The sequence below is a fragment of the Acidaminococcus nyctereutis genome, from assembly GCF_052216985.1.
In the GTDB taxonomy this organism is placed as follows: Bacteria; Bacillota; Negativicutes; order Acidaminococcales; family Acidaminococcaceae; genus Acidaminococcus; species Acidaminococcus fermentans_A.
In genome coordinates, this window is the sequence record NZ_JBQOUY010000001.1 from 103,118 (window position 1) to 120,307 (window position 17,190).

The following is a 17,190-nucleotide window of genomic DNA, read 5'->3' on the forward strand; positions in this document are numbered from 1 at the left end:
AAGCAAGGGGGAAAATGAGAAAAGAAGGGGGTGTTGCGCATGCAACAGCCCCTATCTTTTACATCCCCAGTTTCGCCATGATCAGGGCCAGCTTGGCCTTGGTATCGTCGTTTTCCTTCTTCAGGGCATCCACCTGATTCTGGAGGTCCTTGACCTGGGCATCTTTGGCCTTGTTGTCCTGTTTCAGGTTCCGGATTTCCCGGGCCATGGCCGCTTTGGTCAGCCCCGTCACAGCGGGATTCCGGTCCAGGGCGATGCTGAACCCGGCATTGATCATGTTCTCTCCGTTGCCCACGGTGGCACCCATGTTGAACAGGACGTTGTCCGAAGCCCGGTAGAAGGTCCCGAAAGCCAGGGAGTTGGCATTCCGGTAGCTGCCGAACCCGGCGGAAAGGCTCCACCGGCCGTCGGTTTCCACAGGATGGAGAGCTGCCAGAGCGGCTGCCCCGGCGCCCACCCGGTTGATCCGGTTGTCCATCCGGTTCAGATGGTTCCCCAGTTCATTGATGGCCTGTCCGGCAGAACCGGCGATCTTCTCCAGCTGCCCCACGGTGGCTACATCGTCTTTTTCCTTCCCGTCAGCCACGCCTTGGATCCGATTGCCCCCAGCGTTGATTTCCTCGCTGGAGACTTTCACCTTGCCGGCCTGGAGGCCGTCCTTATCCAGGGTCATCTTGCTGTCCCCGCTGCCGATGGTCACCTTATTGAAGGAGACATCCTTCTTGGTGGCAATCTTGATGGCACCGTTGTCGTTGGATAGTTCGATATTGTCCCCGCTGGTGAAGTTCTGGACGTCGCCAGCCTTGACCTTCTTCACGGTTTCCCCGTCGATCTGGCTCTCCCAGCTGCCATTGGCTGCATCCTTCACCTTCTGGTTCAGGTTGTTCAGGGCATCCACCACATTGTTGTTCTCCTTGTTCCGGATGTCTTCGCTGATTTGGGAAACATCGCCCAGATCCGAAGCCTTGGCCACATTGTCGATGGTGATATCCTTCACCTGGTCCGGATGCATCTGATCCTGGACATGGAGCTTCACCTGGTTGTCATCGGAAACCTTATAGTCCCCGGTATAGTTCCCCTCCTTGTCCTTTTCTCCCACCAGCTGGTAGTCCGTCTTGGAAGCCGTCTTATCCAGATTGCTCACCGAATCGGCCACCTGTTTCAGCTGTTCTTCCGTAGCAGCTCGTCCCTTAGTGGCAAAATCCGAAGCATCGATGGTCCTGTTGGTGAGACCGCTGATGGTACCGTCATTGCCGCTGATGGTTACCTTCTGGTGGCCGCTAGTACCGTTGCCGATGATCACCGTCCCGCCATTCCCATCGATGACGACGGAATTGTTCCCGGTGGAGCCGCTGCCCACCGTCACTTTTCCATTCTGTCCATCGATGAGGATGTTGGGATTGCTCTTGGAATCCTGGCCCAGCTTCAGGGTGTCGCTGAGCTTCACCTGATAGTGGTTGGGATTGTCTGCAGCAGGGGTCACCGTGATATTGTCATTGACGCCGCTCACGGTCACCCGTTTGGCTTCCGTTTCAGACTGGGCAACCGCCTGGGCAATGTTCTTCACATCCTGGATGGTAGCAGCGTTAGTCCCTACTTCATCACTTTCGTAATGGTACTTCTTATCTTCCTCGTTGTAGATACCACCGCTCTTCAGATGGGTGATCTGTTTCCCGTAGTTATTGATCCCGTCTTTGGTGATCATGGGACCATCGGTGATGACCACCCCATCCACGGTCTCCGTCTTGCCATCCCGGGTAACCGTCACCTGGCCCACATTCACCGGATAGACCCCCTGTGCATCGGGAGTCCCGGCATGGACCGTGGTGAAGCTGGGCGCCTTCTTCATCTGGATGATGAGGGCATCGCTCTTCCCATCCGGTGTCTTGCCGGCGATGACGTTGAGGTTGGATGCATCGAAATCTCCTGCCTCCCCGGTGCCGGTGCCGATGATCCGGACTTTAGAGCCCAATTCAGCCGTAATGCCCTGGCTTTCGTCCGCAGTCTTATCTGCATCGTGGTTCCCTAGGAAAGTGAGAGGATTGTCCCAGACCTGCTTTTCCAAATCGTTCAGCTGGCCTTCTGTAGCCGCCCGTTTGGGACTGTATCCCACATTCATCGGATCCCAGCTGGTATTGCTGAGGCCATCGATGAAGTTCCCGGTCTGAGACCCTTTTTCTTCATTCGTGGCCAAATCCAGCAGCGGAGCCGACTGCCAGCCGATGGTAAGCGGGTTAGCAATGACACTGCCGTCGGACGAATGCTGCCCACCGAACTGTACATAGCTGCCGCCGTTGATGGTATTGGCCGTCCCATCCAGGGTGATGGACTGGCCGGCACTGCCTACGGTCACCTTGTCGCTGAGGGCCACATCATAGGCATGATGGATGCCGTCCTTATCCAGAGTATCCGTCAGGGTCAGGCTGCCCTCAGGCTGGTTGTGGTTCACTGTCAATGTGGTAGCCACACTGGCTTTGGATTCCACTTCCTTCAGCTGCCCGTAAGTAGCCGCATCGCTGTCCTTCACCCCATCAGCCACATCATTGATGGTCTGGTTTCCAGCAGAGATCCCGTCATCGGCGGTAAACTTCGCCACATATTCCGTACTGCTCTTGGGGTTCAGATAGAGGCCGGTCTTGGTCAGATGGGACGCAATTTCCCGGTTGTTCCCCATGTAGATGTCGGTCATCCCATCCAGGACTTTAGCAAGCCGGATGCTGAGGCCGCCGTCTTCCGCCACTACCCCGATGTTCTTATCCGTCAGGGCTGTAAGCTGCTGGGTTTCGGTTTGCCCGCCAGTAATATGGAGGGTCTGGTCCAGCTGGGTCTTCACCACGTTTTGTTCCAGCGTGCTGCCGCTGGCTGCCACATAGTTGTCCCCGGCGAACCGCAGCCCGTCTTCCAAAATGGCGACTTCATGGGTATTGCCCACATTGCCGTTGTTGTAGGTCAGCCGGGTGGTGGTAGCGTCGGTGCTGGCCAGGGAAGCAGTACCCATCTTGGTCATGATATTGGCCTGGGCATTTCCCATCCCTTGCAGATGCAGCTGGCCGATGGAACCAGTCTCTCCATCCATTTTCACGGCGGTCAGAGAAGCGGCATCGCTGCCTTTCTGACCCACATGGAGCTCGTCCACCTGGACTTTCCGGTCCAGCTGGAGAGTCATCGTCCCATCCTTCACCGTAGTATGGATATTCTGGGCCCCATCCTGATCTGTGGCACCGGCGATCTTCAGGGTATCCCCCAGATGCACCGTAGCCGATGTGTTGTCCCCAGCCGCGAAGGTCAGCCCCTTGATATTTCCATCCGTATTGATGATGGATTTGATCTGGCCGTAATTCACCGCATCCAGGTCGGAAGTCCCGGCTTGCACATTGGTGATTTTATTCTTGCCATTGTCCAGGCCGTTGCTGGTCAGGCTCACAGGCGATTTGCCCTCCGCCTGGGCGTTCAGCGTCAGCTTCAGGTTCTTGGCATCGATCACTGCCGTATCGCCGTTGTCGTTGGTGAAGGTGGCACTGGTCAGGCCTGTCAGGTCCTTGGCCAGACGGATTTCCACTTCCCCACCCTGGGTAGAGCCGTCTTCGTTCAGGACCTTAGGCTTCGTCACCACGCCGATGTTGTTCTTCGTCAGATACGTGTTGGCCGTATCCGATGTAATCTGGGATGCATGTGAATTATCCATGCCGCGGAGCGCCACGGTGCCGTTCAGCTTTTCCGTCAGGTTCTTGTCCCCGTTGTCACCGGAGAAGACATAGCCGTCGTCCAAAGTAGCGATCTGGTGGGCCGTGTTGTAATTATCCCGATAGGCAAGACGCACAGGCTGATTCTTTGTCGTGGTACCAGAATTGTCGGTCTGGTACACTTCCTGCAGGAAAGGTGCTGCCGCATACGTCTGATCCGGATCGGCGCTGAGAACGGAAATATCCGCCTGGGCCCGAGGATAGGCGTCACTGACATGGGTGGCATCGCCCCGCAGGGTCAGGATCCCTGTCTGGTTGGCAGCATCGGCTGTCAAGGCCACACTGTCCACACTGGTACTGCTGTGGCTGGGATAGGTACTGCCGATGTGGATGCCCTTCACGTACACGTTATCCGCCAGGGAAACCTGCAGACTGCCATCTTTGGCCGTATCACTGCCAGAGGAACTGGTGCTGATATTGGGATCCCCGGAAATCTTCAGCGTGTTGCCGTGGTTCAGCTTCACCGCAGAACCGGTATCCCCAGCCACATTGATGGTCTGGTTCCGATAAGTGATCACTTCGTTCAGCTGTCTGCCCGTGACCGCATCGGTGGAAGTAGAACTGATGGTCCCGTCTGCCAGGTTGGTCAGTTTGACCGGCGAGGCTGAATTGCTGCCCCCCAGGGTCACCTGGGTCTTAGCATCACTGTCATAGACCACCGCATTGGACCCGCTCACATCGGCTCCCTGGAAGTCGGCGGCTACCGTATAGATGGCATGGCCGTCTTGGGCACTGGTCGTGTCTTTGCTCACGGTCACGTTCTTTCCGGCCTTCACTTCCGCAGAAGCGGCCGCCTTGGCCTCATCCAGCTGTTTCACGTTCACCGCATCGGTCTCTTCCGAACCGGCTGCTACCCCACTGATGGCCTTGCCACCGGCGTTGATCCCTTCCTGTCCAATGCTGACGGTGGAATCGGCAAAGCTGATCTTCTTCAGCCCCGTCAGGGTATCCGCCAGTTGGACCGTCAGGGTATCTTTCCCATCGGAGACCACACCGATGTTCCCGGCCGTCAAACCGGAGCCGGCCGTAGTATTCCCCTGGATCTTCAGGGTGCTGGTCAGCGGAAGGTCCAGGGTATTCCCCTGATTGGCATCCCCCTGGACGTAGAACCCGTCATCCAGGGTGGCCACAGCGTGATCCCGCTGGTCCACCCCATCCCGGTACATCAGCCGGGTCTCAGACCGATTTTTGTCGGTCCGATCGGACCCCAGGGCATCCTTCACATAGATGTCTGCAGAGGTCGAACTGGTCTGCCCGTCCTGGGTCTCTTTGATTCCGGTTAGTTTCAGGTGGCCGGTCAGGGTACTGTCCGTATCGCTGGCAGGCTGGGTGTACAGCCGGGCAGCCGGATCGGCTACCTTTCCATCGCTGCCGATCTGTCCCAGGTTCAGGGAGCGGCCCACCAGATCCTGCTTCATATATAGGCTGGTGGTCACAGAACCGTCACTGTTCCCCACAGTCCGGGCCGTCAGGTTGGCTTTCGAGTAGTCAGCGGCCAGGGCTTCCTCCAGAGTCTGGCTGCCCGTCAGGGCCACATCCGATCCCTGGAAAGCAGCCGTCTTACCCAGGGTCAGGGTGGCGGTGGTGCCGTTGTTCCCGGCGAACACGTCCCGAGCATCGCTGAGCAGGGTACGCACATCCCCGATGTTGGCGGCGTGGTTGTAATTTTCCTGGCCTGCCACCGTATCATCATAGAGATAGGAGGTATCAGAGATTTTCTTCAGGCCGCTGCCCACTTTCGTCACCTGTTGTCCGCCGGCGCTGATGCCGCTGCGGGTGAAACGGGCCGCCTCCTCTCCCTGCCCTAAGGACAGGCCGGTGGCATCCACTACAGCTGCCTGTGCATCGCTACCGGTCTTCCCGTTGGTGAAGGACGCACTGGAAAGGTCGGAAAGATCCTTGGCCAGGCTCACCTGGTAATCTGTCTTCTTCCCATCGGTGCTGGGCGTGCTGGAAACGGTGATATTAGAACCCTGGCTGACAGAAGTCAGGGCTCCGCCGGAAATGTCCCCGTTCTTGATCTTGCTGACCACATCCTGGAGCTGGCCTTCCGTGGCTGCCCGGGATTCGTGGATTTCATCCGCCTTATACGTTACATTGGAGAGACCGGTGAGGGTATCCTTATCCACCCACTGGGTCTTATCCTTATCCGCCGGATGGCTTTCCGCGCTGTTCAGGGTCATGCCGCCCACAGAGACAGAGCCGGCCGCCACATTCCCGGTGGTGCTGAAGGAAGCAGCAGTCACCTTGCCGGTTTCCCCTTCCAGGGTGATCTGCTGGCCCACAGAAGCTGTCCCATTTGCCCCATCCAGGGCAATCTGTTTGGCAGTCTCCGTCCCCAGGGTCACCTGGTCCTTCAGTTTCAGCTCATAATTGGTGGAACCGTTGGCGTTCGATGTGGTCTGGAGAGCCAGATCATCGCCGCTGACGGAGACGGTGGTATGTTTGGCCGCTTCTTTTTGGGCCGCTTCCGCTTTCTGCTGGACCTTGTACACGTCTCCCCCGTTGACTCCATCCGTAGAACCTTCTGCCACGGTGCCGGAGCCCACATTCTGGAGTTTCCGGCCGCCCAGATCGATCTGATCCGAAGTCAGGGTCAGGGCTTTGGCAGAAGACCCCGCATTGGGCGTCAGCTTCAGCCCGGTCCCATCCACCGTCAGGGAGGTGGTATCTCCGGTAAAGGCAGCGGAAGTCAGGCCCGTAAGTTTCTTAGCCAGACGCAGGTTCAAGGTATCCGTGCTGCTGTCGGCCACCACTCCGATGTTCCCACTGGTGAGCAGGGCATCCGCCGTTTGGCCGGTGCCGATTGTCAGACCGCCCTTCAGGTTCAAGGTCTTATTCAGCAGGATATCCGCTTTGCCACTATCTCCCGCCGCATAGAAGCCGTCGTCCATGGTAGCCAGGGCATAGGTATAGTTCCCTTCATCCTTATAGTAGATCCGGGTGACCGGATAATCCGGGTTCAGCAGGTCCCCCTTGGCATTATCTCCTTCCGCACCATCTTTCACGAAGAGATCTGCAGAAGTATGGGTAACGGTGGGATTCACAGCAGCTCCTGTCCGTTTTTCTCCCGCCAGGAACAGATGACCGGTCAGAGCCGTATCATCCTTTGCCTGGGACTGGGCTTGATACAGGGAGGCAGTCCTGTCGCTTTCCGCCACGTTCCCGTCCGAACCGATGGTCCCCAAAGTCAGGGAACGGCCCACCAGGTCTTTCTTCAGGTACACGGTGGTGGTCACATTCCCGTCACTGCCGGTGACCTGGGTGGTCACATTAGCAGAAGAATAGTCGTTAGCCAGTTTATCCGTCAGGGTCTCTGTGGACGAGAGGGCCACATCGGACCCTTTGACGGAAATGGTGCCGCCCAGGGCCAGTTTGGCCTGGGTGCTGTTGTTGCCGGCCACGTTGGTGCCGACAGCAGCCTTTTCCTGGACCAGTTTGTGCACGTCCCCGATGCTGGCCGCATTGTTGTAATCTGCCTGGCCGGTGATCGTGGTGTTGTAGGTGCTGACCGTCCCATCCGTACCGGTGATACCGCTGCCCAGATTTTTGATCTGCTGGGAACCGGCGCTGATGCCGCTGCGGGTGAACCGGGCCGCCGTGGTATCCGCATCCGTCCCCAAAATCAGTCCATTGGCATCCAGGACGCTGGTCTGGGTAACGTTCCCATCGCCATCCTTCTTTTCGAAGGTGGCACTGGCCATATGGGTCAGGGCATCATCCACATTGACCGTATAGGTGGTCACTTTATTCTCTGTTTTCGAAGACACATGGGTGTTGGTGCCGTCGGTCAGTTCCGTGGTCCCACCGGTCACCGTCCCGGAACTAATCTGATCCACCAGGCTCTTCAGCTGGCCTTCCGTAGCCGCCCGATTGTCCAGGATATTGTTCTGGTCAAAGGTGGTGTTGTTCAGACCAGTAATGGTGTTGGTCTTGGAGTCCAGGGAAATATCCTCGACATTGACCCCTCCATTGGCCGTAACCCGGCCACTGGTGGTCAAAGTTCCGGCGGTGATGGCTCCGGTACCGGCATCGAAGGAGATGGATTTCCCGAAAGAAGATTTCCCCGTATCGCTGCCGTCCAGGACCACCTGGTTATCCCCGGTCCCCAAGGTGACCTTATTGTTCAGTTTCAGGCCGTAGTCAGCCCCTTGTGTATCGCTTTCAACCGTAGGAGTCAGTACCAGGTTGTTGTCTCCCACGCTGACAGTGGAATGTTTCCTGGCTTCCGCCTGGGCCTGGTTGGCCACTTCCTGGACCGTGTGGAGCTGGCTGCCGTTCACTGCATCGGTGGAATCAGCCCCAATGGTGCCAGCCGTAAGGCCCGTGACCTTCCGGTTCCCAAGATTGATGCCCGTGCTGGCGTTGATGACTAAAGAGCTGGCCGCAGCACCGCTCCCCACCGGGGCGATGGTCATCCCGTCCCCTGTAAGGGTGGTGGCGAACTTCTCTCCCGTTACGGCGACGCTGGTGAGATCTTTCAGCTCCTTGGCCAGGGCAATGGTGAGACCCTGGTTCCCCTCGCTGGTCACACCGATGTTCCCTGCAGTGAGCTTGCTGGTATCCGCCCCGCCGGTCACGGTCAAGGTGTCGTTCAGCAAAACAGCCGAGGTATTCCCTTTATCCCCTTTGAACTTCAGCCCGTCTTCCAGGGTAGCCAGTTCATGGGTTCCGCTGCTTTCATCGGCATACATGACCCGGGTCATCTTTTTGCTGTCCGCCGGCTGTAGTTCATCACTGCCGTCCTGGATGTAGATATCTGCACTGGTCTGGGCCGCGGCCGTCACCGTATCCGCCGGTTTGGTTCCTTTCAGGACCAGATGGCCGGTCTGGGCAGCATCAGTGCTGCTGGCTGCCTGGGCTTTCAATACAGCTACGGGATTGGCAATGGCGCCATTTGTATCCTGGGTCCCCAAAGAGAGGGAACGGCCTGCCATATCCTTTTTCCCATAAATGGTGGTAGTGACCGTCCCGTCAGCAGCTTTCACCGTGGCTGTGGTCAGGTTGGCGGTGGTATAGTCCTCTGCTAGGGTGGTCCCAGCGGCCAGATCGGCCCCCTGGATCTTGGCCGTCTTCCCCAGGGCCAGGGTTCCCTCGCCCATATTCCCGGCAAAAACGATCCCCGTATCCGTCAGGGTCTGGTTCTGAGCCTTCAAGTCGCCGATGGTAGCTGCATTGTTGTCAGCTGCATCCGTATAGGTTGTACCAGTCAGTCCGCTGGCTACATGCTTGATCTGCTGGTTCCCGGCACTGACCTTCGTCCGGGTGAATTGGGCAGAAGTATCCTCGCTGCCCAGGCTGATCCCGTCAGAAGTCAGTACAGCCGTCTGTGCCTCCGTCCCGGTCTTGCCGTTGGTGAATTGGGCGATGGTGAGCCCGGTGAGCACAGGGCTCAGGCCGATGGTGTACTGGGTCTTGGAAGGATCCGACTGGTCATCGGCCACCACGCTGATGTTGGAGCCTTCCTTCACGGTGGTCAAAAGGCCCTTGACGATGCTGCCGTTCTGGATGCTCCCGATTACGTCGCTCAGTTCCCCTTCGGTAGCGGCCCGGTTGTCCACCAGCTGGGTGGTACTGGTATAGCTGGTGTTGGAAAGGCCGGTGATGGTGTTGGCAGCAATATTGGTGGATGCATTGGCCGTACTGTTCAGACGGATAGCACCCACAGCCACGCTCCCGGCCTTGACATTGCCGCTGACCTGGAGGGAAGAGCCTGCGATGGCCCCCGTCGTTCCGTCCACCGTAACCGCAGTGGTCCCGGTGCCAAAGTATGCCGTCCCTTTCGTTCCATCCAGGCTGATGGCCGTTCCGTTGCTGCCCAGGGTCACCGTATCTTTCAGGTTCACGGTGTAACCCTTGGATCCGTCTGTATTATCAGAAGGCGTCACGTCCACATTCCCGGATCCGCTGACGGTGGAATGTTTCTTGGCTTCCGTCTGGGCGTTTTCCGCAGTTTCTTTCACTGCATGGAGCTGGCTGCCGTTCACGGCGTCAGCAGAAGTGGCAGAGACATCTCCCGCCTGTACCCCGTGGAGCTGCCGACCGCCCAGGTCCAGCTTCTGGGCCGTCAGGGTCACGGCGTTCCCACCGGTCGGGGGAGTGATGGTCAGGCCGTTCCCTGTCAGCTGGGTAGTAAAGTTCCCATTGCTGAAGGAAGCACCGGTCAGGCCGGTTAGATTTTTGGCCAGCCGGACTTCCAGTTTCCCGTCCGTGTCTGCCACCAGGCCGATGTTCTTGTCGCTGAGCTGGGTCAGGTTATCGACGCTGGTTTCGCCCCCGGTGAGGGTCAATGTTTCGTTGAGTTTTTTGGTCACTGGCGTGCCGCTGTCCCCGGCAAAGGTCATGCCCGCCCCATCCAACCGGGTGGTCAGGCCGCTGATATTCGTTGTATTGGTGCTGACCTTCTGGTTGGTGGCAAAGAGCTGGCTGCCGTTCACCGCATCCGTACTGTCTGTGCTGAGCGCCCCGGCCTGGACAGCCGTCACTTTCTGGTTATTCGCATGGAGCCCATTGCTGTCGATATAGGTCTTTGTGCCTACTTGGTAAGCAGGGGCCGTCACCCCGCTGGCATCGATCTTCGTTTGGGAAGCCCCACTGTTGAAGGTGGCATCGGTCAGGCCCGTCAGGCTCTTGGCCAGCTGGACCGTCAAGCCGCCATTGCCGCTGGAGACCACACCGATGTTGCCGGTGGTCAGTTTTCCCGCATCATTGATGCCTCCAGTGATACTCAGGGTACTGTTCAGGGCCAGGGTGTTGGCCGTACCCGTATCCCCGGCAAAAGTATAGCCGTCACTGGTCAAAGCCACCAGATGGGCGTTGTTCTGGGCATCCAGATAGTCCAGGCGAGTGCTGCCGCTGGCATCCTGATCGGCCGTCAGGTAGAGCTGGGAACCGTTCTTCCCTTTGATGCCCACATAGCCATAAGTATCCGTCCCCACGGTGTTTTCGCCCAGGATGATAGGATAGTTCACCTTCCCCGTAGGACTGCTTTCCTTCGGGATCTGGGTCCCTACATAAATCTTGTTTTCCTGGATTTCCGGTGCCAGGGTCACGGTCAGTTCACCCTTATCGGTGACCTGGGTACTCAGGTTCTTGTGGCTCGTGTCACCGCCGGCCCCTTTCAGGATCACGGTGCCGCCGATGGCCACACTGGTGGGGTTGGTATGGGAGCCTGCTGCGCTTTCCGCCCCGAAGGAAATCCCCTTGGCGGACCCATCAGCGTTCAGGATATTCGTCAACTGGCTGCCGATGATGGCATCAGTGGATGTACTGGAAATATCTCCCGCCTTTACGTTGGTGATTTTTTTCCCGCCATTGTCCAGTCCGCTGGCAGTGAGGGAGATTCCCGTATTCCCCAGTTTCAGTCCACTGCCATCGATGGTGGTGGTCCCGAACTGGGCGCTGGTCAGATTCTTCAGTTCCTGGCTCAGTTTGACCGTCAGGGAGCCGTCCGCACTGCTGGCCTGGACCCCGATATTGCCGTCACTGAGTTTGGTGGCATCGGCCCCGCCTTTGACCAGGAGGTAATTGGTAGTAGTGTCTTTTCCATACTCTTTAGCCCGCAGTTTCCGGGAAATGACATTGGTCCCCGTCACGGTTCCGGATTCACTGTCGATCTGCACCTGAGAATTATCCCCCCCAAAGGTCAATCCATCGGTAAGGGTTGCCACATGATGGGTATGGCCGGCCTGATCCGTATATTCCAGGCGGGTCATCCGGGATTTTCCTTCGCTGTCCGTATAGTTAAAATCACTGCCCGGGATGGGGGAACCGGCATAGGACGTGATCACCGCCGAAGTGCCATTTCTCCCGTTGATGCCCACGTAGCCGATGGTGGCATCAGTATTGTCCGTTCCCAGGACCACAGGATGGTTCACCCGGCTGTCCGTAGGATTGGCCAGGGCCGAGCCCACATCGATCCGGTCTTCCAACAGCTCTTTATCCAGCAGGATCTGGAGTACGCCGTCCTGGTCCACGTAAGTTTTCAGGTTGGTGCCGGAGTACTTCACATTGTCTTTCGTACCCGCGCCTTTGATCAGGATGGGGTCTTCTCCCAGTTTCCGGGAAATGGTACCGCCATCATTGCCTCCCACCTGGATGGTTTTATTTTCAAAGGCAGACAGATCACTGGAAACGGCACTCAACTGACCGAAATTCACTGCATCTGTAGTGTCCGTCCCCTTGGCCAGGCCGGTGATCTTCTTGCTGCCCATGAAAAGACCGTTGCCGTTAAGGGAAATATCCGAAGTCCCGTCTGCTGTAGCAGCATTCTTTACGGTAATGCTGTTTTGGGCCGTCACGGAATCAAAGGAAGGCGTAGTGGTCATGACCACTTCCAGCCCGTCCCCGTTGACATTTTTCCGCACGCCCAAGTTGGCGGTGCTGGCTGCCCCGTCTTTCAGGGCATCCCCGGTGAGGCCGCCTGTGAGGTTGAAATTGCCTCCCAGGGACTGGGTGACTTTCTGGTTGTCGTTGCCCGTAAGGGAAAGCCCTTCCTGCTCTACGGCTTTCAGCTGGGCCACGTTCACGGCATCCGTATCGTTGGTGCCGGCAGCCAGGTTGGTGATCTGACGGGTATAGATTTTCTCCTCCGAATTGACCTTGAAGGTCCCTCCGCCTAGAGAGACGGATCCACTGGTAGATGTCCATACGGAATCAGCCTGGTTTGCCTTTTTGCTGCCACTGAGATAGCCTGCCAGGCCAGCGGCTGTACTGGCCTGGGAACCCGTACCCAAAGCCACGCCGCCGGTAGCCGTGGCACTGGAAGTGCCGCCCAGAGCCACGCCGCCATAACTGGAGACAGTGGCACCGCCGCCCAAGGCCACCCCACCGAAACCAGAGGAATTGGAACTGTTGCCAAAGGCAATGGCTCCTGTCCCCTGTGCTTTCGCGTACGGACCTATGGCTATGGAACTATAGAGCGTATCATCATTCGATGCACTCCCTGCCAAAGAAGAATAGCCGATAGCCAGGGATCCCACGCCATAAGCCTGGGCCTTATTCCCCGCTGCCAGGGAATTGAGCCCGTGGGCCCCGTCATTCAGGTAATTGCTGCCCGTGCCCGTATCGGTGGCATTGACGCTGTAATAGCGGGTAGCCGTCTTGGCCACATTTTGTTCCACTTTTTCGATGGACTGGGCCACCCCTTAGAGCTGGCTGCCGTTGATAGCGTCCGTAGAAGTATTACTTACCCGGCCGGCGGCCACGTGGGTGATGGTCCGAGTCTGTTCCGTCGTTCCGCTGCCAGACCCTACACTGACGGTCCCGGTAGGATTGGTTCCGGCAAAATTATACGTAGTGGAATCGGAGGCTTCCCCATAGGTGTCCTTAATAGCCATGGAGGCCGTGCCTGTCGTATCCCCATTGTTCACTTGAGAACCGGCACCCAAAGCCACACTGGTCTTATTGCCGTTTTCTGCAGCTACAAAAGCGCCGCTGCCCAGGGCCACGCCTTTATCGGCATTGACTTTCGCGCTGTACCCCAAAACCGTACCTTCAGCGGCATTGGCTTCCGCCGATGTACCTACAGCCGTAGCGTGTTCTTTATTGTTCGTGACTTTGGTCTGATAACCGATGGCTACACTGCCATTGCCCGTACTGCTGCTGTTCTGGCCCAGGGCCAAAGAGTCCGTGCCGCTGGCCACCGCACCGGTACCCAAAGAAGCCGCCCCGCTGGCCGTGGCTTTGGCATCTGCCCCGATGCTCACAGAAGCACTGCCGGTGGTGGTATTGGAATCAGTCATGGCCCCGATATGGACGGACCGTTCTGCCGTAGATCTGGCATTGCCGCCGATGGCCACGGAGTTGGCATAGGCTCCGGAACCATGGCCGATAGCTACGGCGTTATCGTTCTGGGCGCTGGCATTCTGGCCCAGGGCTACACTGCTGGTGCCATTGGCCACGGAACCGGTACCGATGGCCGTTGTCCCCGTATTGGAAGCATTGGCCCCATTGCCCAGGGCTGTTCCTTGGGTCTGTGCCTTGGCATTGACGCCCACAGCGGTAGACTGGGTTCCAGTGGCCCCATCGTTGTTGTAGTTGCCGGCATTTTTCAGGCTGTCATCATTATCCCAAGTATTATTTTTTGTAACGCTGACAAAATGGCCGCCGCTGCCAGAGCCAGAACCGCCGCTGGTGCTCAGGTCAAAAGTCCGGGACCCGTCATCGTTGTATTTGGGCGTGATCTTCACCGTGCCGTCCGTGGAAGATAGAGTGGTCATGGAAGCCTTCAGCTGGGCCACGTTGACGGCATCCGTGTCCTGGGTGCCGGCAGCGACGCCGCTGATTTGCCGGGTGATCCAGGTAGATCGATCCCCCGTAATATCCCCGATGGACAATCCGCCTTGAGTGGATTTCCAAACAGCAGAACCCAAGCTGTTTTTAAAGTTGGAATTACCGACGTTCCCTATATTTGTGCCTTCCCAGGGCGCATATCCCTGCTGGCCCGCATTGAGGCGCCAGTCGCTCTTGGAAAAGGCCCCCAAAGCAATGGCATCAGAACCAGAGGTATTCTGTGCCATATACCCGATGGCGATATTGCCGTTGCCCCCCTGGTTGGTTTCACTGCCTGTCCCGATGGCAATGCTGTTCGTATCCCCGGCCAAAGCTCCGTTAGTAGTAATATTCCCAGAATCATCAACAGCAGCCGCCCCGATAGCAATCCCATTGTTGCGGTAAGTCTTTGCACCATTTCCCAATACGATACTGCTGGATTCAGCCTGGGTATTGGGGCCCAGAACGACCGTGTACGGTTTGACACCGTTGGCACCGCTGCCGATGACCACGCTGTATTTGCCAGCTTGGGCCTGGTTCCCTGCTACAAAGCTATAGTCACCTCCACTAAAAGTCTCTCCTAAAGAAATTGTATAGTTGGATGTGTTGTCCTTGTGATACGTCTGACCTAAGCTAAAAGAATGGGAAGAATTATTGTAATCGATATGCATCCCATTGACCACCAAATCAGAAAATCCTTTGGCAAAGGTAACATCACCATTAAAGGTTACAGAACCCCAGAAATTTGCAGGGGAATAAGAAGTCAGATACCCCTGTGTCACATTGCTTTGTTCTCCAATCGTCAGGCCTTTGGTAAACATTCCATAGTCATTCCAGGTCGTCCCCGCCCAAGCTGTCCCGTTTCCCGTCAGCAGTCCCAACAACAGGGCCCTGGCCAAGAGAGAAATCCCTTTTCTTCCCTCATGGACGGATCTGCCCTTGGCCCCGTGGTTCCGGGCGATTTCCGATACGACGACCCAGGTGCAGCGGACTTTGCTCCAAATGACTTTGTAGATCTTGTTCATAGCTGGAAAACTCCTCCCCGTGTAAACAAGCAGAAAAAGCCCCTTTCCGGTCCTAGAGGACCAGAAGGATGCTTCTCATCAGTTTCCAAAATGAAAATGAATTTGTGTAACTGACCGGAAAGTCAGTGTTTCTCCTAGAAAAAGCAGCCGGAGCTGCTTACCGCAACCAGAAGAAGCCCCCGGAACTTCTCTCTGTTTGTTATAGATTTTGGTATATACACAAATCTTGAATGTATCTTTAATGATAGCATAACATGGGGTGGGTGACAAGTTCCACGTCCTCTATCAGCCAGGCTTCCCAGTCTAGCTTTTTCCCATTTTTTACGTTTTCCTGTCAGACCTTTTACATTGCCCTTTTACAATGATGGATAGAAGCATCAGCCATAAGGAGGCATTGCATGGACAAAATTTTTGTATCATCTACGCTGTTTTGGGGTTCCCACTTTCAGAAATCCTGCCGTTAGTCCATCAAAATGGACTGGCTGGTCTGGAGCTCTGGGCCCAGCAGTTCTTCTTGGAAAACTTCCAGGGAGCTGAATATCTCCGTTATGTGGAGAAATATGGTTTGGAAAGCACCGTCCACGCCTGCAGCTGGGACCTGAACCTGGCTTCCGCCAATGCGGGCATCCGGGAAGCTTCCGTCCAACAGGTGATCCGTTCCCTGGAACTGGCTTCCCGGATCGGGGCCCGGGAGGTCACGGTCCATCCAGGGCATATGACCATGGTCTGCTGGCGGGAAGAAAGCGTCCGACTCTTGCAGCAGTCCCTCCACCGAATCGCCGCCACTGCCCATTCCCTCCAGATGCCGGTTTCACTGGAAATCATGGAGAAAATCAAAAAAGAATTCGTAACGGATCCGGCTTCCATGGAGGAAGTCATCGGTTCCCTTTTCTCTTTCTTCTTCTTTTTACAAGAATAAGGAGGCATCATTGAACATGTGTAATTGGAAAAAGAAAGCGCTGGTTTTGGCTCTGGCTGGTTTGGCCCTGTTCTCTGCCGCAGGCTGTAGCGGTTCGGCGGACAAAAAAGGAGACGGGAAAGGCGGGGAGATCGTCCTTTATACCTCCCAGCCGGAAGCGGATGCCCAGAAGCTCATTGCAGCCTTCAATCAAGATCATCCGGATATCAAGGTGAAAGTCTTCCGTTCCGGTACGGAAGAAGTGGTCAGCAAAGTCCTGGCAGAGCAGACCGCCGGCAGCGTCCAGGCAGATGTGCTGCTAGTATCAGACAACGTCACCTTCGAGCAGCTGAAACAAAAGGATATGCTGGAAAAATATGCTTCTCCGGAACTGAAAGGGATCCCAGAAGCATACATCGACAAGGACCACACCTATACGGGAACGAAAGTCATCACCACCGGAATCATCGTGAATACCTCCAAGGCAAAAGGAGATCTCAAAGCCTTCGCCGACCTGGCCAAGCCTGAATTTGCTGTCAATGCCATCATGCCTTCTCCCCTGTATTCCGGGGCTGCCTGCCTACAACCTAGGCGTCATCACCCGCACCCAGGGCATGGGCTGGCCCTATTACAAAGCCCTGAAGAAGAACGGCATGACCGTCACCAAAGGCAACGGAGCCGTCCAGAAGGCTGTGGTGGCCGGTGAAAAAGCCTATGGGCTGATTGCCGATTACATGGCCAACAACTCCCGGAAAAAGGGTGCGCCGGTTAAATTCATCTACCCGGCAGAAGGTTCTCCAGATGTGACCGAACCCATCGGCCTCTTGAAGTCTTCAAAAAATAAAGACGCTGCCAAGGCTTTCATCGATTTCGTGCTGTCCAAGAAAGGCCAGGAGACTGCTGCCAAGATGGGCTATACCCCGGTGAAAGAAGGTGTCCAGCCGCCGGAAGGGCTGAAAGCCATCACCGATTTCAAAGCCCTGACCGTCAGTGTCGCCGACCTGTTCCAAAACCGGTCGGCTGATAAGGAGCGTTTCACCACGCTGTTCCAGAAATAAGGAGGCGTGGAATCCATGCAGCGACGATCATTCCTGAGGCAGAGCGGTACCCTGCTGTTCTATCTGCTGCTGTTCCTCTTTTTTGCAGCGCCTGTATTGCGGCTGATCTCTATGAGCCTCCGGATCCCCAGAGGCTGGGGATTGACCAACTTCCAAGTCCTTTTCCAAGATTCCCGGACCTTGGAAGCCATCCA

Annotated in this window: 5 protein-coding genes; 3 read left to right on the plus strand and 2 right to left on the minus strand. The window is 56.6% G+C overall.

The window, feature by feature from the left end:
• Positions 1–58: 58 nt before the first annotated feature.
• A complete protein-coding gene (locus ACTUHY_RS00615; RefSeq protein WP_442826188.1) occupies positions 59–12,865 on the minus strand; it encodes a YadA-like family protein in 12,807 nt (4,268 codons plus the stop codon).
• A 24-nt stretch (positions 12,866–12,889) separates the two neighbouring features.
• Positions 12,890–15,040 (minus strand): ESPR-type extended signal peptide-containing protein, encoded by a 2,151-nt coding sequence (locus ACTUHY_RS00620; protein ID WP_442826189.1) that lies wholly within the window; start codon positions 15,038–15,040, stop codon positions 12,890–12,892.
• A gap of 394 nt (positions 15,041–15,434) precedes the next feature.
• Here ACTUHY_RS00620 and ACTUHY_RS00625 point away from each other — a divergent pair, with 394 nt between their 5' ends.
• From ACTUHY_RS00625 to ACTUHY_RS00635, 3 genes are read left to right on the plus strand one after another with little or no spacing between them, the layout of a single operon-like run.
• Complete coding sequence (locus tag ACTUHY_RS00625; protein WP_442826190.1) at positions 15,435–15,959, plus strand: sugar phosphate isomerase/epimerase family protein; 525 nt, start codon at positions 15,435–15,437, stop codon at positions 15,957–15,959.
• Between the two features lie 16 nt (positions 15,960–15,975).
• A complete protein-coding gene (locus ACTUHY_RS00630) occupies positions 15,976–16,644 on the plus strand; it encodes an extracellular solute-binding protein (protein ID WP_442826191.1) in 669 nt (222 codons plus the stop codon).
• On the plus strand, positions 16,592–16,996 hold the full coding sequence (locus ACTUHY_RS00635) for an extracellular solute-binding protein (RefSeq protein ID WP_442826192.1): 405 nt from the start codon (positions 16,592–16,594) through the stop codon (positions 16,994–16,996). Before ACTUHY_RS00630 ends, ACTUHY_RS00635 begins: the two co-directional genes overlap by 53 nt.
• The last annotated feature ends 194 nt before the right edge of the window (positions 16,997–17,190 follow it).

Coding starts and splice junctions, on each gene's coding strand:
- ACTUHY_RS00630 (WP_442826191.1), top strand. CDS start 15,976: ATGTGTAATTGGAAAAAGAAAGCGCTGGTTTTGGCTCTGGCTGGTTTG.
- ACTUHY_RS00635 (WP_442826192.1), top strand. CDS start 16,592: ATGACCGTCACCAAAGGCAACGGAGCCGTCCAGAAGGCTGTGGTGGCC.
- ACTUHY_RS00620 (WP_442826189.1), bottom strand. CDS start 15,040: ATGAACAAGATCTACAAAGTCATTTGGAGCAAAGTCCGCTGCACCTGG.